Raw genomic sequence first — 18,546 nt, 5'->3', positions numbered from 1 at the left:
TGGTGGGAGAACAGTTTTTATTCCGGGGTTTTCCCCCTAAAAGCCGCACGTTCTCCCGGCTACCGCCATCTTAATACACCTACAAAAATAGGCCAACCAGAAATTCTGGCTGACCTAATAATACGAAGAGCCGCTATTCTGCATGAATGATGGATGACAGTGCTTCATCATTCGCATGCTTGATAGCGGCTTTACTGTTAATCGATTGAAGTAAATGGCACATTCATCATTTGTAAGATTGCTTCCGCACATACCTTAGGATGATAACGAGATGCCTTCTGCTCATGTTCTAAGCGGCGTGCGGAGACCTCATCATAATGATGTACAAGAAGATTCATCCATTTCGTAATCGTATGTGCAGACTCGATCGACTCGCCATATCCCTTCTCCGTGAAGTAGTGGGCATTCTCTTCCTCTTGGCCGGGAAGCGGCTGATAGAAGAGCATCGGAATCCCCTTGGCCAGCGCCTCGGTACAAGTCATCCCGCCTGGCTTAGTGACGAGCAGGTCGGACACATCCATCAATTGGTCAACTTCCTTGGTGTAACCCATCAGATGAATATTCTCATACTGAAAGCGAGGATTCTCCAGCATACGACGGCGAAGCTTCTCATTATTCCCGATACAAAAAATAAACTGTACATCTTTGCGCCAGCGGGTGAGCAGCTCTGTGGACTGTGTCGAATCCATCATTCCCCAGCCGCCGCCCATGACGAGCACAGTCGGCATGTCTTTCAGCCCGAAACGGGCGCGGATGGATGATTTGCCCATCCCATCATGCGGCTCCCAGAAATTCGGATGAACAGGAATTCCTGTCACTTGTATGGAGTCGCTGCTTACGCCATGAAGTTCAAGCTTCTCCTTCACCTCAGGCGTTGATACAAAATAGCGATTCACAGCAGGACTCACCCAGGCTGCATGCGCATCATAATCAGTAATGACCGTACAGAGCGGAACGTTAAGTCCAAGTCTGCGCAATCGGGAAATGACAGCGCTTGGGATCGGATGAGTGCATACAATCATATCAGGCTTAAGCTGGCGCATAACGGACATTGCATGAGTATAGAATACCCGGTGAAGCGCCATTGTAGTCAGTCGATTTAGCGATCTATTGTACTGTGTCTTATACATAAAGCCTACCAGCTTCGGCTGTACAAGCACAGTTTTGCGATATGCTTCTATAATGAGCGGAGCTGTCTTGGGGTTAAGGAAGCTCCCAAGCTCCATCACACGAGTTTGTACATGCGGAGACAGCTTGCGAAGGCTGACAGCAAGTGCATGGGCAGCTTGGGTGTGACCAGCTCCGAAACGCTCTGACAGCAGCAGTATACGCTTCTTTCCTTCGTGCTCGGCACCAAGTGTGATGGTACCGGAGGGAAGTGTAAATGTCATTGCTTGATGCACGGTATTTCACCCTTTTATTCGATCTTCTAGGTATATAATGGTTCTCATAATTTCTATACCCTACTATACCTGATGTCCATAATTACACAATAGGCCATAAAGCGACAGTACTTACGGCAGCGCCTGTACCGATGAATGCGCCAGCAAGACAGTCGGATGGATAGTGAAGTCCTAAGTACATACGGGACAGTGCGACGATACATGCAATCGGCAGAAGTCCCCATGACAGAGTCGGGTTAGCTATTATGAGCGGGACAACGACTGAGAATATGGCTGTCGTATGTCCAGAAGGAAATGAATGGTCAACAAGCGGCTTGCGGAATGTGCGTATATTAGGCAATGCTAAGTGTGGACGCACACGCGGATACCACTTCTTAATTAAGGCGACAGGCAGGTGGCTAACGGCAAGCGCAGCAACACATTGCCAGCCAACGATATTCCATGGATTAGGCGCCAGCCAGGCAAGCAGCAAGGTAAAGGCAATCGTAAAGGTTGCCCCGCCAAGATGGGTCAATGTATACAATATAATATTCATGCTCCGGTGATGCAGCCGGTGATTAATCCAAAAGAATAATTGGCGCTCACGATTACCCAGCCACGCGATAACACGGGTCATGTCGGTTCCTCCGTTATCCGGTATTTAATAATATGATCGTAACAGCGTAACATTAACAGAAGATGATGGGTTTGTGAATTTTATCTGAAGTCGCTACAAGTTCAAAGAGCATCTTTAATCATATTTTCAAATGCCGAGCATTTCAACAAGTTATTCCTATTTTACCTTGAAGTGATACTGCCTGCAAAATCGCGAATTACGCACGTAGAATGCCTATTTCTTCGATTATCTTGCTGTAGTGCCCTGTAATGAAAGGTGTAGCATGTACGGTAGGATTATGCGGTGAATCCGCTAATACAGAGGTTATGAATGGTAAGGGTTCTATTCATCAGAATCTTTGGCAATGCTGTATGAAGATAATGCCAGAGACATGTTTTCCATATATTCCAAACGGGTAATAAACATTACCTGAAACTTTCTTCCGTTGTATTACGTCCATAATAAAGAGAGGGTATATCCCCAGGTACAAAAAAGTAAATTGTTCCATTCTTATTGTCTTTCGGATCCTGGATCAACTTGAAAGAACAGCAAATTTTGACGAAAAGGGGGTCAAAAGCCATAATTTCTTAGCATTTGGATGAAAATATAACATAACCTTGCGGGAAAGCATGATTCGATGCGACTTCGCACAGTAACTGCGGCGATAATGTTCATATTCAAGCGTTGAAAGCCAATAAAAGGTTTTGACAAATGAAAGCAAACATTAGAAAATCGTGATCGACCGTTTTCAGCGGGGTAAACCATATATAGAGTTGATGAGCATGCGTTCATACATAAAAAGAGAGCGCCATGTTCGTTGACGCAACAATGAAATTGAAGTAGGGGTTATTTAAAAGGGGGACACCAAGCATGGTGGATACGTTATTTATCGTCTTGCAGGTTCTGCTGGCCGCGATTGGGGTGTACCAGTTTACCTTGTCGCTGTTCGGTATTTACCGCAAAAAAGAGAAAAAAGTATACGAACCGCAAAAATCCTTCGCTGTGCTCGTAGCAGCGCACAATGAAGAAGCCGTTATTGGAGCATTGGTTGAAAATCTGAAGGCGCTGGATTATCCAAGAGAAATGTACGACGTGTTCGTCATCTGCGACAACTGCACGGACGGTACAGCTGATATCGTAAGAGAGCATGGCGTGTACGCTTGCGAACGTCATAATCCGCATCAACGAGGCAAGGGTCATGCCATCGAATGGATGTTGAAGAATCTGTGGGAAATGCCGCGTCAATACGATGCAGTTGTCATGCTCGACGCTGACAACTTGGTAAGCAAAGACTTTCTGACTGAAATGAACAACGATCTGTGCTCGGGGGCACGCGTTATTCAAGGATACATCGATACGAAGAATCCAGAGGATTCTTGGATTACAGCCGCTTATGGCGTAACATACTGGTACTGCAACCGTCTATGGCAGTTGTCCCGTAAGAACTTGAACATGGCTAACTTCCTCGGCGGTACAGGAATGTGCTTCGAGAGCAAGCTGCTGAAGGAAATGGGCTGGGGTGCAACGAGCTTGGTTGAGGACTTGGAGTTCACTGCCCGCTGTGTTAAAAACGGCATCAACCCAGTGCTGAACTACAATGCACGCGTGTTTGATGAAAAGCCGCTTACGTTCAAGGCATCGGCTCGTCAGCGTCTGCGCTGGATGCAAGGTCACTTTACCGTAGCGCGTCGTTATTTCTTCCCGCTGCTGTGGCAGAGCATCAAGGAGCGTAACTTGGCGAAATTCGATATGGCGCTATACACAATTACGGTGTATACAGTCTTGGTTACTTTCCTCATGACGGCGTTCATGTGGGTAGATGCAGCATTCTTCAATGGGCCGAACGTGGCAACGTTCTTCCAGTACCTGCCTGAGTGGGTTCCGGTTGTGTCACTTGTGCTGTCCTGTGCTGTATTCGTACTGGCGTTGATTTTGGAAGGTGTCAAGTCTTGGCGCATCTATGCATCTCTGATTACATTCCCAGTATTCTTGCTGTCCTGGTGGCCGATTACGTTCTACGCATTCTTCACTCAGAACAACAAGGTATGGAGCCACACTGAGCATACACGAGTTGTGCGCTTGGAAGAGATGCAAGGCAAGCAAGTGTAAGGCGTAAAAAAATAATAACAGTGGCTTGACTTGGTTCAGTTCACTGTGATATATTATTCAAGTATTTGAAACACATATTGCAATTGGAAAAGAAGAAGCCCACGCTTCTCACCTGACCGACATGTTGTTGGCTGGTTATGACTCGCACTGCCTAGGCAGTGCTCACTAGATTAGAATGTCTATGTGAGGGATGTGGGCTCGATGAGCTTGCATCCCTTTTTTATGCGATAACCAGTTAGATGCAGGAAATTCGATTATGGAGGTGGCACACCATTAGCAAGGATCATTTGATTAACGAGGACATTCGTGCAAGAGAGGTTCGCTTAGTTGGTGCAGCTGGGGAGCAGATTGGCATTACGCCGTTCCGCGAAGCACTGCAAATGGCTTACGACGCTAACTTGGACTTGGTAAACGTGGCTCCGCAGGCAAAACCGCCTGTATGTCGTATTATGGACTACGGAAAGTTCCGTTATGAGCAACAGAAGAAAGAGAAGGAAGCGCGCAAGAACCAGAAGATCGTCGATGTAAAAGAAGTATGGTTCCGCGCCAATATCGAGGAGCACGACTTCAATACGAAGCTCCGCAATGTCTTGAAGTTTTTGCGTGACGGAGATAAAGTAAAATGCTCTGTTCGTTTCCGCGGACGTGAAATCACGCATGCTGATATCGGGAAGAAAGTGTTGGAGCGCGTTCTGAAAGAAGCAACTGAGCTTTGCATCGTTGAACGTACACCGAAGCTGGAAGGCCGCAGCATGATTATGATTTTGGCGCCAAAGACGAACAGCTAATTCGGCCCGCCGCGCAGAAGAAGGCGGCGGATAAGAATACCGAACTTGAGGAGGAAACGATAATGCCTAAAATGAAAACGCACAGCAGCTTGAAAGGCCGCTTCAAAATTACGGGAACAGGTAAAGTGCGCCGCTACAAAGCGTACCGCAATCACTTGCTTTCCCACAAATCGAACCGCACGAAGCGCGTTCTTGCTACTAGCCCAGTAATGGCAGCAGGCGACGTTCGTCGTATGAAGCAACAATTGGCTAACTTGAAATAAGCAATTATACGGAAACATCGAATCGATTGGGAGGTTAATACGAAATGGCTCGAGTAAAAGGCGGATTTACGACACGTCGTCGTCATAAAAAAGTATTAAAATTGGCAAAAGGGTACTTCGGTTCCAAACACAGATTGTTCAAAACAGCTAACGAGCAAGTGATGAAATCCTTGCTGTACGCTTACCGCGATCGTCGCGTTAAGAAGCGTGACTTCCGCAAATTGTGGATCGCTCGTATCAACGCAGCGGCTCGCATGAACGGCTTGTCCTACAGCAAATTCATGCACGGCCTGAAATTGGCTGGTGTTGAAGTGAACCGCAAAATGTTGGCTGACTTGGCAGTGAACGATATCAACGCGTTCAACTCCTTGGCTACAGTTGCAAAAGAAAAAGTTAACGCGTAAGAGTGCGTTGATATAAGAAAAGCAGCGATTTCGAAACTAATTCGAAACGCTGCTTTTTTTCATATAGGGATAAGAAAAGCATCATTTGCAGATCGTATGCTTTCTTTTCTCGTTATTGAAAGGAGTAAAGTGTTGTGTTGTTTACTCCCAGTACTTGCTCGTCGTTAGCTTATCCGCTAACTGTTTGCTCGCTACACGTCTTACCTTGCGCAGCTCTGCTCGTTCTGTGGCCGATTCATGAAGCAGCTTCTCTTCCTCTGTATCAGGGATAACAGGGGGCACAAACGCTGCTGAGCCGTCCTCATGACGTGCTACGAAGGTCAGGAAGGAGGTAGCGGCAACAACACGCTCGCCGGTATAGAGCTGCTCTGCAATGACCTTGACGAATACTTCAATGCTAGTCTTGCCTGTCCAAGTGACGAAGGACTCTAAGCAGACGGAATCTGTGGGACGAATCGGCCGTAGGAAATCTACGGAATCCGTGGATGCAGTCACGACATTGTGACGGCAGTGACGCATCGCGGAGATGGATGCTGTCTCGTCAATCAGACTCATCAGCTTACCGCCGAACAGCGTCTGATGGTTATTGACATCGTTAGGGAATACACGACCGGTCTTGAAGACACGGGATTCCTTGCAGTGTTTGGGTGCAGGAAGTGAAGAAGTTGTTGATTGTTGTTCTGACATAGCCTTCATTACGCCCTTTCTAAGAAGTCATAGGTATATTATAAAGGGTTCAGTCTCATTCATGCGGAAGAAAAAAATGACATTCAGGCAGCAGGAGAATAGGTAATAGCCTGTAAGCAATCAGGTTCGTATGCCGTATACAAAGAAAAGGACTGACACAAGGAATGCCAGTCCAACAAAATTTGCGGTTAGAGTATGCTTATTGCTGCTTGCTCGTGTGCTCAATTGCCTAATGAGCCGTTAATGCCTTCTTAAGTTCTTATTAAGCCTTCAGTGCCTGCTTGAAAGAGTCAGACAGCTTCGATTGAATCGCAGCAAGCTGGATTTTGAAGCTTTGCGATCCATCTGCTCCAGGAGCAATTTCATAACGGTCAAACGTCAGCACAAGGTACCCGTTCGATACATAGAAGTTTTGAGTTTCTTTAATTTGTTCGAAATTAAAATCAGCGTTGTTCTTCTTCAGAGCAATTTGATTGCGAACGACATTGCCAAGCAGGGCTTTATAATCGGTATCCTTGTTGAACAGATCGCCAAGCTGCAGGGCGTGCGCATTCTCTTCATTCAGGAAGGTATATGTGTCCGTACGGCTGGTGCCGTTAGCCTCTGCGCTCGTGATTTTGTACGTGTCGGCAATCAGGGATATGACATTGCCGCTCTTTACGAAGCGGAAATCAGAATTCAACACAGCCGGTTCGAAGGAAACCTTTTGTTTTTTCGCCACTTCAGCGGCTTTTTTGGAAGCCTCATAGACTTCAGCTTTTTCCTTCATCGCATGACGCATCAAAATATCATTTAGCTGCTCCTCGTATTTGCTGTCTTTCAAGCCCGATAGAACAGGTACACTCATATTGACATGCACAAATTTATTTGTGGCTTTAATCGGTTGCTTCGCTGCCTTTGGTGTTGGAATTGCGGATATGTACATTTCGGACAACTTGCCGAAGCCTTGCAGATCAAAGAGTACACCGTTCGTTTTCCAATTTGCCGCATAATCGGAAGGTGCCGATTTATCCAAAACTGGCTCAGATGCTGTGCCCAGCTCTTTGGAAATTTGCGGAGTCAATTGTTTTGCCATCTCATTGTCGAATACGAGCGTAACTTGGAACACTTTTTGGTTATCGTCCAGCATGTACTGAGCAGTAACCGGCTGTTTCAAGTTGAACCATTTTTCTTTGTACTCGATCATCGTAGCTTTTTTGCCTGAATATTCGATTTTCCCTTTGCCTTTGGTTTGCTGCAATTGTTTCAAGGTAAGATCAAGACCAACTTTGTTTGCTGTATATTTATTATTCAATGGAGTCGCTGTTGTTTGAGTAGGAGTAACTGCTTTGCCTGCAGCGGGTGCCGCGTAAGCTGCTGCACCCATGTTCGCGATCATTGTGCAGGAGAGTGCAAGTGTAACAACTGTTTTTTTCGTTTTCATCGATGTTTCAATCCCTTCGTGTGTACGATCTTCTGTGATGACTGCTCTATTAGTATAGACCTTTGTGAGATCGAAGACTTTACAGCAGAATAACAATTACACGGGAAAAAGAAACAAACTATTCATTGAAAGCGCCTTATGTATGACGATGTATTCATGATTGATGAACAACGTAGGGAATAGGGGGATTGTGTATAGATGTGTATAAACGCATCCATAGTTGAGAATAATTATCACTGTGAGTGATTCGTGCGTAGGCAAGGGCGGCGTGTCGGCCGCCCCATTCTCCTTACAGCTTTGGTTCGAATGTTTTGCAGTCCGTGTCACCGGAATCGCCAGCTTGCTTGCCACGATTGTTCACCACATAAATAGAAGTTGCAGCGCATTTGTTGCCTGCTGCCCAGTACTTGCAGGAGTTTACTTCACATAGTACGTCCTTAGCCATCGTTATTCACCTCCTCTCCTTACTAACTTCGCCAGCGGGCACCTCTTTTTATACATCTAGGAGAAGTTTCTATCATTTTGTAGTTTCCGAATCCTATCCTTTTTCGTTACAATAGAGGAATGTGACTTCGAGAAGAGGAGTGGGAATTACATGATCGATCTATCCAAGGTGGACATTCACCAGATGGTGATTCATAAGGTGGGCAACCAATCCAAAGATGAAGGAGTTCGTGTATCGAACGAACTGTACCATATACCGAATGACGACGTACGCGAGACGCTGCTTAAATATTTTATCTCCAGCTTTAAGTTTGACATGCATTATACGTTCCAGCATGAAGCTGAGTTACCCTTGAATGAAATGTATACCTATGCGAGCCGCACATTCCAGCAGGCGGGCTCGTTCCATGAACAGTCGGTTCACATGCTGAATCATTTGTATGAGCAATCCTCGCATCCGCAAATTAAGGCTGGCGAGCTGTACGTTGTGCACCTGAACAATATTTTGTACAACAATTTCAGTATTGATGCGATCGGGATCTTTAAGTCCGAAAATAAGGATGTATATATGCGAATTGATGAGCTAGCATCCGATGACTTGGGACTCCAGGTGGAGCAGGGCATTAATATTCGCAAACTCGACAAGGGCTGCATTATTTTGAACGTGTATGCGGACTCTGGTTACGTATTGGGCATCGTTGACACGTCAGCGGGCAAAGGCGGAGAGGCAGCACAGTATTGGATGGAGGACTTCCTCAATGTGAAGCTGCTTGAGGATGAGCATTATTTAACGGACAAGGCAATCGATATGTGCACGCAATTCTATGAAGATGTCATCGTTCCGGCTGCGGAAGAGCGCCCTGAGAAGAAGGACAAGCTGATGTTCATTAATAGTACGATGGAGTACTTTGCGAAGCATGAGCAATTCGAAGAGGAAGCATTCGCGGAAGAGGTTATCGGGCAACCTGAGCTTGTACCGTTGTTCAAGGCATATAAGGAAACATTTGAGGAGGCCAATGAGCTGCCTCCGATTACGGAAATTCCCATTTCGCAGCCTGCATTAAAGAAGGCCAAGCGCTCTCATAAGAACAATATCCGTACAGACACGGGGATCGATATGAAGCTCAAGCCAGAGAGCTTTCCTTTCATTGAAAAGGGTTATGATGAAGAGCGTGGCATGCACTATTACAAAGTATTCTTTAACGAAGAAGAATAGAGTGAGTATGATTCATTCCCACTACATCCATACCAGAATTGGTATGGATTTTTGTTTGATTGCATGGATATTTGTAGTTTTAGAACAAAAAGCCGAATTTATTGCAATATATTTAAAATGTTAATTTCACAGATTGAATATAATGTAACCCTAGGAAGCAGCAGAGATCGCAATTCAAAACAATAGGTACGAATGTAGTATCAAATCATGTCATCGATGATTTTTTTCGTGAAGTGGAGCAGACAGGGAGAGAATCAGAATGAGAAGGAGGGCTTGAGATTATGAGAAAATTGAAAACGCTGTCAATAATGCTGATCACGCTATCGATGCTGCTCTTATCTGCGTGCGGCGGAGCGGGAGGAACAACAGAAGGAGCGAAGCAGCCGGAGAAGCAGGAAGCGCAGAGCCAAGGGAATGAGGAGAAGAAAGAGCTCCCCGCATTTGATATGGGCGGTGAACCCGTCAAATTTATGGCTTGGGGTGGCTTGCCGAAGGAAGGCGAATCCAATGCGGGCGATGATCGACTGAGGCGAATGAAGGAGATTGAGCAGAAATACAACACGAAGATTGAGTGGATCGTTGTCCCTTGGGGCGAGGGTCAGAGCAAAATTGCTGCTGGCGCATTGTCTGGTGAGGCTCCGGCAGATTTCGTGCTGATGAACATGTACTTGGCCTTCCCAAGCTTAGCGGAAAAAGGGTACTTGCGTACAGTCGATGATGTATTCAACTTCGACGATCCGAAGTGGCCGTCCTCGCTGCGCAGCTCTGGCGCTTATAAGGATAAAGTATATGGAGTTGTCGAGAACATTGATTCCGGTGCAGGGATGTATTATAACCGAACGATGCTGAAAAAGCTTGGTCTGACCGATCCGCATGAACTCGTGAAGAAGGATGAATGGAACTGGGATCATTTTAAGGAAATGGCCAAAAAGGCGACACAGGATTTAAATGGTGACGGAAAAATCGATCAGTGGGGAATCGTATCATATGCGCCAATTTTCGCCCGTCAGGCCATCTATTCGAATAACGGCAGCATCGTGGAGACGAAGGACGATAAGCTTACTTTTACAATGGGTGAGCCAAATGCGATGGAAGCGCTGCGTTTCGTTTATGATTTATTTGCAACAGACAAGGTTATTATGCCCAACAAAAACGGCAGCATGGCAGACTATGAGGATACCCAGGCGATGTTCAATACAGGCAAGGCGCTATTCGTGACCGGAGAAATTTGGGAGGCATGGGGCCGCAAGGAAATGGCCGATGAATTTGGCTACGTATATTTTCCGAAAGGTCCAAAAGGAACTGATTACACAAGTCCCAACCCGGGCATGGCGATGTGGTTCATGCCGGCGAATGTGAAGAAGGCGAAGGAGAAAGCGCAAATTTATGAAGATTGGATTTTGTGGGATAAATTGAAGGACAACCAAAGAGAAAGCAATGAGTCGGTATTCCAGACACCTGAGGATGTGGATGTTGCTATGGATATCCCTACGAAAAATATTACACTCTATCATGATGGCATTGGTGATGTAGGGAAAATGTACAATGAAGCCATCGTGTCATTTACGAAAGGGAAGGATACGCCTGAATCGGCAGTGGAGAAAATGAAAAAGCCTGCGCAAAATATTATTGATTCCGTGGTAAATACAAAGTAAAGTGACACAGATTCATAGATTCAAGGCCAATATCCAATCAGTATGTTCGCAACGGACATACCATGTAGGGTACACCGGTGAAGGAGGGAGTATTATGCGTGGTGTGACGAAAGAACAGGCTAGAAGCTTAATCGGCCAGAAAATCTATGTGAAGCATAAAGACGGTAGCGTCGTAAGCGGCAAGCTGCTTGAGGTGAAGGGCAATCGGCTTGTGCTGGAACAAGGCAAAGGAAAAAAAGTAAAGACGAAAGCGATTATCCCACTTGTCTTATTTGACTTGCTGGCAATCGGCACGGCGCCTTTTGCATATGGCGGCTATGGAGGCTATGGTGGCGGATATCCGTATGGTGGCGGCTACGGATATTCCGGGTACGGAGGACCAGGGTCTTATGGCGGATTTTATGGAGGATATGGATATTATAGATAACATGCGGACATAAGGAAGATCTGCAAATAGGAGAGCGTAGTTACCTGCTAAGCAGAGAAGAGCCGACAGTGAGCCCGGGCAAATGCCCGGGCTACTCGCTCTTACAATTTCTTTCCCATCTCATGGCACACCACGGCGGGAACAAAGCGAATGAACCGATACCCTCTGCGTTCATAGAATCGTTCTGCCCGCACATTACCGTAATCGACCATCATGCGTGCTTGGGAGCATCGCTTGTATTTCCCGTATTGCTCAGCCTTTCTCATTAGTTGCCTTCCGATGCCTCGATGCTGCGAATCTTGAGCAACGGCCAGCATATCGATAATGAGCGTACCTTCTCTTACATATACATGAACAAATCCTATCGTTCGATTGTGACGATCAACGGCGACATACGTTGGCCCTACCTTCAACCGTTCAGGAATTTCCTTCAATAATTGCTCATGGCTCGCAATCAGATGGGAGTGTGGGAGCAGCTCCCGCTTCACAAGCTGTATAATTGCTTCATCGTCCAGTGCAGGGCGTCGAAGTCGGATCATAGTCATTCCCTCTGTTCCGTTTGTTTTTCTTAGTTTATGACTGTAATGATCGAGCGGTGATCATCGATTATTTTTTCATGAGATTTCGGAAAAAAAGCCGACTACTGTGAACAATATTCAAAATGCTTCCAGAGATAAAAGCATATAATGTGAATAACCTTAAGGGGGATACATCCAAAATTTATAGACATTATGGATGATCATTCTAAATAGAGAGAAGCTGTTAGGGATGAATCAAGGCTAGCGGTTATTGTCTATCGCTATCTAGCAGATGAATAGGGGTCATAATAAGCAGGGGGGAAACCAATGAAACCTAAAATGAAAGCGTTCGCAATTATGCTTGTTGCACTAACGATGCTACTCGTCACCGCTTGCTCGGGCTCTGGGGGGAATACAGCTCAGTCGCCGCAGGAACAGCCCAAAACAGAGGCTCCGAAGGAAGAACCAAAAAAAGAGGAACCAAAGGAAGAACCCAAGTCAGAGAAAAAGGAGCTGCCCGCGTTTGATATGGGTGGAGAGCCAGTACGATTCCTGACATGGGGCAAAGGGCTAGAGGAAGGCAAATCAAATGCTGAAGATATTCGCTATAAGCGGATGAAAGAAATAGAGAAGAAATACAATACGAAAATTGAATGGATTACCGTGCCGTGGGGCGAAGGAGCAGAGAAGATTGCACAAGGCGCACTATCGGGAGAAGCGCCGGCGGACTTTGTTATCCTCGATTTATATTTGGCTTTTCCTAACTTGCCGAACAAAGGCTATTTGCTGCCGGTAGACGATTTATTCGACTATAACGATCCGAAATGGCCGAAGCGAATTAAGGAGTTCTCCTCGTTTGCAGGCAAATCCTACGGGATCTTGGAAGATTCGGGAGCAGGAGCAGGCATATTCTTCAATCGCTCCATGCTGAAGCGCGAAGGTCTGGAAGATCCGCAAGAGCTTGCGAAGAAGGGCGAGTGGACATGGGATAAATATTTGGAAATGGCCAAGAAAGCAACGAAGGATACGAATGGAGACGGTGCAACCGATCAATGGGGAATTGTATCCTACGCGCCGGTGCAAGCCCGTCAAGCGGTGTACTCGAATGCAGGAAGCATTATTGATTACAAGGACGGCAAGCTGCAATTTACACTCGGTGAGCCGAATGCAATGGAAGCGCTCCGATTCCTAGGCGATTTATACACGACACACAAGGTGGCAATGCCGAACCGCAATGGCAACTTCGAAGATTACAACGAATCGCAGAAGGTGTTCAACAGCGGGAAAGCACTATTCGTGCCGGGAGAGATCTGGGAAGGCTCTACACGCCAAGATATGACGGATGAATATGGATTTGTATATTATCCGAAAGGGCCGAAGGCAACCGATTATGCGAACCCGATTACAAACTTCACGATGTGGTTCATGCCGGCTAACGTGAAGAAGGCCAAAGAGAAAGCGCAAATCTTTGAAGACATGGTGCCATGGGATCATTTAGAAGAATTCCGGATGGAGGGCTTCGAGAGTTCGCTGCAAAGCCCAGAGGATGTGGAGATTGCTCAGGCGCTGGCAGAGAAGGTTCAACCACTCTATTACGACAATATCGGCGACCTCGGCAAGAAATACACCGAAGCGGTTCTAGCTTTTGTCAAAGGAAAGGATACACCGGAATCCGCTATTGAGAAGATAAAGAAATCGTCCCAAGAGCAGATTGATACCATAATGAACAAAAAATAGTTGTGCGGTTATTCATCCCCCGCTGCCTCACAGCGGGGGTTTTATGTTGGTACCGTTAGAAGATTGGAGAGAGAAAGGAGAGACCGTCGTGGGCAAACACATGGACTCAACATGGAAGCGGCGAATCAGCATGATGCTGGGAGTCGCAGTTGCCGCAGGGGTCATTTGGACAGGAGCAGCCCTGTTCTCGAATGACTCGCGGAGCTCAACAATTGAACCAGCGTTAGCAAGCGGTGCATTAAAGCCGCTAAGTGTTTCTTCGGACTCCAATCCGAAAGGGCTGCTTCGTTATGAGTCGTACCAGAAGAAAGTGGGGAATCCATCTGCAATCGCATCGCAGCCGATTGAACTCTTAGCGAGCGAATTGGATCATTCGCTAAGCGAGGGAAGTCCTATAGAGTCGTCGTACGAGGGCTCAACAGGACAAGTGATTCGCAGTGGGGAGATGGGGACGTTCGGCTGGACGTTTCATGTGGAGGAAGATGGATGGTACGATGTGAAGCTTCGTTATTTTCCTGTGAGTGGAACAGGATCTCCAATCGAGAGAGAACTGCGGGTGGACGGAAATATTCCATTTGCAGAAGCGGAACGGATGCTGTATCCGCGAATTTGGGGCAATGAGAGAGAGGACATCGAACGTGACAGCAACGATAACGATATAAGACCGCGCCAAGTCGAACAGCCTGGTTGGACGGAACGAAGCTTGAATGACGCAGAGGGATATTATGCCGATACACTTGCCATTTATTTGGCGAAGGGGAAGCATACACTTCAATTTATCGGAATAAGAGAACCGATGATGGTAGAGCGCGTGACATTGGAACCGCGTGTAGCCAAGTCATATGCAGACATAGAGAAGGAGTATGCAGAGAAAGGCTATCAACAGGCAGACGATGCACTGATTAAAGTACAAGGAGAGTCGGCCTACCATAAGTCAAGCCCATCGCTATATCCGATTAATGATCGCTCTGGCCCGGATGTAGAGCCCTATGATGCATCCCGCATTCGCATGAATGCCATTGGAGGCGACCATTGGAAGGCACCCGGGCAATGGATCGCATGGAATGTAGAGGTGCCTGCGGATGGATTATATGAGATTGGATTCAAATACAAGCAGGATTTAGCTCGTGGCCTTAAGGTGACACGCAAGCTGATGGTTGATGGCGAGCTTCCATTTGCCGAAGCGGCAAAGATTACGTTTCCACCGAGCACTTCATGGGATGTGAAGGCAGCAGGCGATGAGCGCACAGGGAAGCCCTATTTGTTCTATCTGACGAAAGGACAGCATGAGCTGCGGCTGGAAGTAACGATGGGCGATCTCGCAGATATGGTTCGCATCGTGAAGGACAGCATTCAAGAGCTGAACGGATTGTATCGCAAAATTATAATGATTACGGGCACTGCTCCAGATCAATTCCGCGATTACCCGCTTGAGGATTTGATCCCGACGATGGCGGATACGTTCCTTGCGCAGAGCAAGCAATTGTCGCTTGTTGCGGATGAGATGGATCGTCTAGCAGGGGGAGCTAGTGTAAATGCAACAGTACTTCGAACGACAAGCTATCGCTTGCAGGATCTCGGCGAGCATCCAGAAACGATTACATCCCGGCTGACCAGCTTCAAAGATGGCATCATGTCGCTAGGAACGTGGATGCTTAGTGTGAACACGCAGCCGCTAACGCTTGATTATCTGTTTGTAAGCTCGCCGAAGACGGCATTGCCTGAAGCGGGAGTAGGATTGTGGGCATCCGTGAAGCATGAATTAACGTCGTTCTGGTATTCCTTCACAGATGATTACAATCTGGGAGGCGGCGGGAAGAAGACGGACATTACGGTATGGGTAGCTGGCGGACGCGATCAGGCACAGTTGATCCGAACCTTAATTGACAGTTATTTCACGCCGGAGACCGGCATTCAAGTTGACCTGCAGCTTGTCGGGGAGAATGTGCTGCTTCCTGCAACACTTGCAGGCAAAGGGCCGGACGTGGCGATTGCAACTGCCAACGTGATTGACTTTGCGATGCGAAATGCGCTAGAGGATTTGAGCCAATATCCGAATTTCCAAGAGGTATATGGACGATTCCGTGACAGTGCATTTGCGAGCTTCAAGTCCAAGGACGGTGTATTTGCCATTCCTGAAACGCAGTTGTTCCCGATGCTGTTCTATCGCAAGGATGTACTTAGCGAGCTGGGCATGAAGGTGCCGGATACCTGGGAAGAAATGATGTCGCTCGTGCCGGAGCTGCAGAAGCGAAATATGCAAATCGGACTAATGCCGAATCCGACCTTCGATACACTCCTCTATCAATTGGGCGGCAGCTATTACGAAGGTGATGGCATTGCAGCTGCGATTGGCAAGCCGGAAGGAATGGAGGCATTCCGTCACTGGACAGAGCTGTATACTCATTACAAACTGCCGCGTGAATTCGAGTTTGTGAATCGCTTCCGAACGGGGGAGATACCGCTTGGCATTGCAGACTACACGACATTCAATACCTTAGCTGTATTTGCTCCCGAGATTCGCGGGGAATGGGGGTTCGCTCCAATTCCGGGTGTTAAGGGAACAGACGGTGTTGTACATCGGGAAAGTCTGTCGTCAGCAACGGGCTCTGTCATGTTCAAGAAGGCCAAGAATAAAGAAGCGGCTTGGAAGTTCATGAGCTGGTGGACGAATGCGGATACGCAATCATCCTTCGGAAGAGAGATGGAGTCTATACTCGGCGAATCTGGCCGATATACGGCAGCTAATGTTGAGGCTTTGAAGCGGCTGCCATGGTCTGCGAAGGAAGTGGCGACACTGAATGAACAGTGGAAATGGATTGTTGGGAAGCCTGCGGTTCCGGGTTCTTACTCCTTCGATCGCCACTTGCAGAATGCATTCTTCGAGGTATTCAATAACGGAACGGATGTACGGGAGACGCTAGAAGAATATGTGCGCATTATTAATCAGGAATTGACCATTAAGCGCAAAGAATTCAATTTGCCAATCCGAGAGGGGGAGCAATAGCCGATGGAAGTGAATCGACCTGTTCCAGCATCTGCGAAGTCGGTGCAGCCTGCCTCTAAGCTGCGAATGCGCCTGAATCATAAATTGGCCGAAGTGCGGCGCAATCGAACATTATATGCAATGATCGCGCCGTATTTCCTTATTTTCTTTACTTTTACGGTCTTGCCGGTAGTGTTGTCGCTCATTATTAGCTTTACAAATTTCAACATGCTGGAACTTCCAAAATGGGTAGGCTGGCAAAATTATGCCCGGTTGTTCGTCCAGGATGATGTGTTCCTCATTGCCCTGAAAAATACGCTGATGTTCGCAGTAATTACTGGCCCCGTCAGTTATATTGCCTGTTTTGTACTGGCTTGGATTATCAATGAATTGTCGCCGAAGGTGCGTACATTCGCTACCCTCGTGTTCTATGCTCCAGCGCTATCCGGCAATGCGTTCATCGTCTGGACACTGTTGTTCAGCGGCGATGCTTACGGGTATATCAACGCTTTCCTCATGAAGTGGCGCATCATTCTGGAGCCGATTCTCTGGCTAAAAGATACGAAGTATATTATGCCGATCATTATTATCGTACAGCTATGGTTAAGCTTAGGCACCAGCTTCCTTGCCTTCATTGCGGGCTTGCAGGGCATGGATAAGAGTTTATATGAAGCGGGGGCTATCGATGGGGTGAAGAATCGATGGCAGGAGCTATGGTACATTACACTGCCTTCTATGAGACCCCAGCTGCTGTTCGGTGCAGTCATCCAGATTACCTCATCATTCGCTGTGGCAGAAGTGGCGACGACGCTCGCCGGATTCCCAAGCGTGCAGTATGCAGGGCATACGATCGTAACTCACTTAATGGATTTCGGATCGCTCCGCTATGAGATGGGCTATGCCTCCTCCATTGCCACGGTACTGTTCGGGATTATGCTTGGCTCGAACTTGATTGTGCAGAAGCTGCTGCGGAAGGTGGGGGATTAGGATGGGACGTATATTTCGATGGAAACTGCGCATCGGACGCAAGGTGAATCGTTCTCGTACCGGTGATGTGTTTCTGTTCTTATTCTTGAGCTGCATTGGCGTTTTTATGGCGATGCCGCTTGTATTCGTCATCAATAATGCGTTCAAGCCAATCAATGAAATTTTACAATTTCCACCTAACTTCTTTGTTCGCAACCCTACGTTCAATAACTTCGTGGATTTATTTCTTCTCATGTCGGGCACATGGGTGCCCTTTTCCAGATACATTTTCAATACGCTGTTCATCGCATTTGTCGGTACTGCTCTTCATGTCATTATTGCCTCACTGGCGGCATACCCGCTTGCGAAGAAGAAGTTCCCCGGAAAGGGGATTCTGTTCACGGTTGTCGTCTTGTCCTTGATGTTCTCTGCGACCGTAACGCAAATTACGAACTACATGACGATGTCATGGCTTGGTTTGGTTGATACGTATTGGGCCATTATTTTGCCGGCGGTTGGCTCCTCGCTCGGCTTGTACTTAATGAAGCAGTTCATGGAGCAGGTGCCGGATGCGCTGCTGGAAGCAGCTCAGCTGGACGGATGCTCGGAGTGGAGAATCTTCTGGAGCATTGTCATGCCAATCGTGAAGCCGGCATGGCTGACTTTGATTATTTTCTCCTTCCAAGGATTGTGGAATGTAGGGGGAGCCGGCGGGGCCGGTTCACTGTTTCTGTACAGTGAGACGCTCAAGACATTGGATTATGCATTCAGCCAAATCTTAGCGGGAGGCATTATCCGCACAGGGCCATCAATGGCAGCAACGCTCATTCTCATCTCTGTTCCAATCACGATCTTCATCATTACACAGAGCAATGTGCTGCAGACGATGTCGACGTCCGGCATGAAAGAGTAAGCCAAGGAGGGA

At 47.2% G+C, this 18,546-nt stretch carries 17 protein-coding genes; 11 read left to right on the top strand and 6 right to left on the bottom strand.

The features are described from left to right. Positions 1–197: 197 nt before the first annotated feature. Positions 198–1,391 (bottom strand): MGDG synthase family glycosyltransferase, encoded by a 1,194-nt coding sequence (locus M3661_RS09330; protein ID WP_065290434.1) that lies wholly within the window; start codon positions 1,389–1,391, stop codon positions 198–200. Positions 1,392–1,485: 94 nt separating this feature from the next. Then, positions 1,486–2,019, bottom strand: a complete 534-nt coding sequence (locus tag M3661_RS09325; RefSeq protein WP_021254458.1) for a phosphatase PAP2 family protein — start codon at positions 2,017–2,019, stop codon at positions 1,486–1,488. 849 nt (positions 2,020–2,868) lie between these two features. Between M3661_RS09325 and M3661_RS09320 the strand changes: the two genes are divergently transcribed. From M3661_RS09320 to rplT, 4 genes are all read left to right on the top strand, one after another. Continuing rightward, complete coding sequence (locus M3661_RS09320) at positions 2,869–4,107, top strand: glycosyltransferase family 2 protein (RefSeq protein ID WP_021254459.1); 1,239 nt, start codon at positions 2,869–2,871, stop codon at positions 4,105–4,107. A gap of 287 nt (positions 4,108–4,394) precedes the next feature. After that, positions 4,395–4,895, top strand: a complete 501-nt coding sequence (gene infC / locus M3661_RS09315) for a translation initiation factor IF-3 (RefSeq protein ID WP_065290379.1) — start codon at positions 4,395–4,397, stop codon at positions 4,893–4,895. Positions 4,896–4,957: 62 nt separating this feature from the next. Then, positions 4,958–5,158 (top strand): 50S ribosomal protein L35, encoded by a 201-nt coding sequence (gene rpmI / locus M3661_RS09310; RefSeq protein WP_005548700.1) that lies wholly within the window; start codon positions 4,958–4,960, stop codon positions 5,156–5,158. 44 nt (positions 5,159–5,202) lie between these two features. Then, the gene (gene rplT / locus M3661_RS09305) at positions 5,203–5,562 is read left to right on the top strand and encodes a 50S ribosomal protein L20 (protein ID WP_021254461.1); all 360 of its coding nucleotides are present in this window, start codon (positions 5,203–5,205) and stop codon (positions 5,560–5,562) included. A gap of 141 nt (positions 5,563–5,703) precedes the next feature. Here rplT and M3661_RS09300 read toward each other — a convergent pair whose 3' ends face one another. From M3661_RS09300 to M3661_RS09290, 3 genes are all read right to left on the bottom strand, one after another. Next, the gene (locus M3661_RS09300) at positions 5,704–6,258 is read right to left on the bottom strand and encodes an acyl-CoA thioesterase (protein ID WP_021262108.1); all 555 of its coding nucleotides are present in this window, start codon (positions 6,256–6,258) and stop codon (positions 5,704–5,706) included. Between the two features lie 253 nt (positions 6,259–6,511). After that, the gene (locus M3661_RS09295) at positions 6,512–7,672 is read right to left on the bottom strand and encodes a DUF3298 and DUF4163 domain-containing protein (protein WP_251483993.1); all 1,161 of its coding nucleotides are present in this window, start codon (positions 7,670–7,672) and stop codon (positions 6,512–6,514) included. Positions 7,673–7,961: 289 nt separating this feature from the next. Further along, a complete protein-coding gene (locus tag M3661_RS09290) occupies positions 7,962–8,117 on the bottom strand; it encodes a DUF1540 domain-containing protein (protein ID WP_005548696.1) in 156 nt (51 codons plus the stop codon). Positions 8,118–8,267: 150 nt separating this feature from the next. Here M3661_RS09290 and M3661_RS09285 point away from each other — a divergent pair, with 150 nt between their 5' ends. The 3 genes from M3661_RS09285 (at position 8,268) to M3661_RS09275 (ending at position 11,414) form a co-directional block, all read left to right on the top strand. Then, positions 8,268–9,332 (top strand): nucleoid-associated protein, encoded by a 1,065-nt coding sequence (locus M3661_RS09285; RefSeq protein ID WP_065290381.1) that lies wholly within the window; start codon positions 8,268–8,270, stop codon positions 9,330–9,332. Between the two features lie 281 nt (positions 9,333–9,613). Further along, positions 9,614–10,987 carry an extracellular solute-binding protein gene (locus tag M3661_RS09280; RefSeq protein ID WP_251483991.1) on the top strand — a complete coding sequence of 458 codons (1,374 nt, stop codon included), beginning with the start codon at positions 9,614–9,616 and terminating at the stop codon, positions 10,985–10,987. A gap of 94 nt (positions 10,988–11,081) precedes the next feature. Then, positions 11,082–11,414: a hypothetical protein gene (locus tag M3661_RS09275; protein ID WP_251483989.1), complete on the top strand. Its 333-nt coding sequence runs from the start codon at positions 11,082–11,084 to the stop codon at positions 11,412–11,414. Positions 11,415–11,515: 101 nt separating this feature from the next. Here the strand turns inward: M3661_RS09275 and M3661_RS09270 are convergent, their stop codons facing one another. Then, positions 11,516–11,953 carry a GNAT family N-acetyltransferase gene (locus M3661_RS09270; protein WP_065290384.1) on the bottom strand — a complete coding sequence of 146 codons (438 nt, stop codon included), beginning with the start codon at positions 11,951–11,953 and terminating at the stop codon, positions 11,516–11,518. 306 nt (positions 11,954–12,259) lie between these two features. On the opposite strand from M3661_RS09270, the gene M3661_RS09265 reads away from it, so the two are divergent. The 4 genes from M3661_RS09265 to M3661_RS09250 all read left to right on the top strand — a co-directional run bounded on the left by M3661_RS09265 (position 12,260) and on the right by M3661_RS09250 (position 18,534). Next, positions 12,260–13,669, top strand: a complete 1,410-nt coding sequence (locus tag M3661_RS09265; RefSeq protein ID WP_065290385.1) for an ABC transporter substrate-binding protein — start codon at positions 12,260–12,262, stop codon at positions 13,667–13,669. Between the two features lie 88 nt (positions 13,670–13,757). Further along, positions 13,758–16,676 carry an extracellular solute-binding protein gene (locus M3661_RS30505; RefSeq protein ID WP_251483987.1) on the top strand — a complete coding sequence of 973 codons (2,919 nt, stop codon included), beginning with the start codon at positions 13,758–13,760 and terminating at the stop codon, positions 16,674–16,676. Positions 16,677–16,742: 66 nt separating this feature from the next. Continuing rightward, a complete protein-coding gene (locus tag M3661_RS09255) occupies positions 16,743–17,642 on the top strand; it encodes a carbohydrate ABC transporter permease (RefSeq protein ID WP_227774342.1) in 900 nt (299 codons plus the stop codon). A 1-nt stretch (position 17,643) separates the two neighbouring features. Beyond that, positions 17,644–18,534 (top strand): carbohydrate ABC transporter permease, encoded by an 891-nt coding sequence (locus M3661_RS09250; RefSeq protein WP_251483973.1) that lies wholly within the window; start codon positions 17,644–17,646, stop codon positions 18,532–18,534. Positions 18,535–18,546: the final 12 nt, after the last annotated feature.

This window comes from Paenibacillus sp. MER 180, from assembly GCF_023713665.1.
In the GTDB taxonomy this organism is placed as follows: Bacteria; Bacillota; Bacilli; order Paenibacillales; family Paenibacillaceae; genus Paenibacillus_B; species Paenibacillus_B suaedae.
Note: the sequence above shows the minus strand (reverse complement) of the source record. Positions and strands in the feature narration are given on the sequence as shown.

Coding starts and splice junctions, on each gene's coding strand:
- M3661_RS09330 (WP_065290434.1), bottom strand. CDS start 1,391: ATGACATTTACACTTCCCTCCGGTACCATCACACTTGGTGCCGAGCAC.
- M3661_RS09325 (WP_021254458.1), bottom strand. CDS start 2,019: ATGACCCGTGTTATCGCGTGGCTGGGTAATCGTGAGCGCCAATTATTC.
- M3661_RS09320 (WP_021254459.1), top strand. CDS start 2,869: ATGGTGGATACGTTATTTATCGTCTTGCAGGTTCTGCTGGCCGCGATT.
- rpmI (WP_005548700.1), top strand. CDS start 4,958: ATGCCTAAAATGAAAACGCACAGCAGCTTGAAAGGCCGCTTCAAAATT.
- rplT (WP_021254461.1), top strand. CDS start 5,203: ATGGCTCGAGTAAAAGGCGGATTTACGACACGTCGTCGTCATAAAAAA.
- M3661_RS09300 (WP_021262108.1), bottom strand. CDS start 6,258: ATGAAGGCTATGTCAGAACAACAATCAACAACTTCTTCACTTCCTGCA.
- M3661_RS09295 (WP_251483993.1), bottom strand. CDS start 7,672: ATGAAAACGAAAAAAACAGTTGTTACACTTGCACTCTCCTGCACAATG.
- M3661_RS09290 (WP_005548696.1), bottom strand. CDS start 8,117: ATGGCTAAGGACGTACTATGTGAAGTAAACTCCTGCAAGTACTGGGCA.
- M3661_RS09285 (WP_065290381.1), top strand. CDS start 8,268: ATGATCGATCTATCCAAGGTGGACATTCACCAGATGGTGATTCATAAG.
- M3661_RS09280 (WP_251483991.1), top strand. CDS start 9,614: ATGAGAAAATTGAAAACGCTGTCAATAATGCTGATCACGCTATCGATG.
- M3661_RS09275 (WP_251483989.1), top strand. CDS start 11,082: ATGCGTGGTGTGACGAAAGAACAGGCTAGAAGCTTAATCGGCCAGAAA.
- M3661_RS09270 (WP_065290384.1), bottom strand. CDS start 11,953: ATGATCCGACTTCGACGCCCTGCACTGGACGATGAAGCAATTATACAG.
- M3661_RS09265 (WP_065290385.1), top strand. CDS start 12,260: ATGAAACCTAAAATGAAAGCGTTCGCAATTATGCTTGTTGCACTAACG.
- M3661_RS09255 (WP_227774342.1), top strand. CDS start 16,743: ATGCGCCTGAATCATAAATTGGCCGAAGTGCGGCGCAATCGAACATTA.
- M3661_RS09250 (WP_251483973.1), top strand. CDS start 17,644: ATGGGACGTATATTTCGATGGAAACTGCGCATCGGACGCAAGGTGAAT.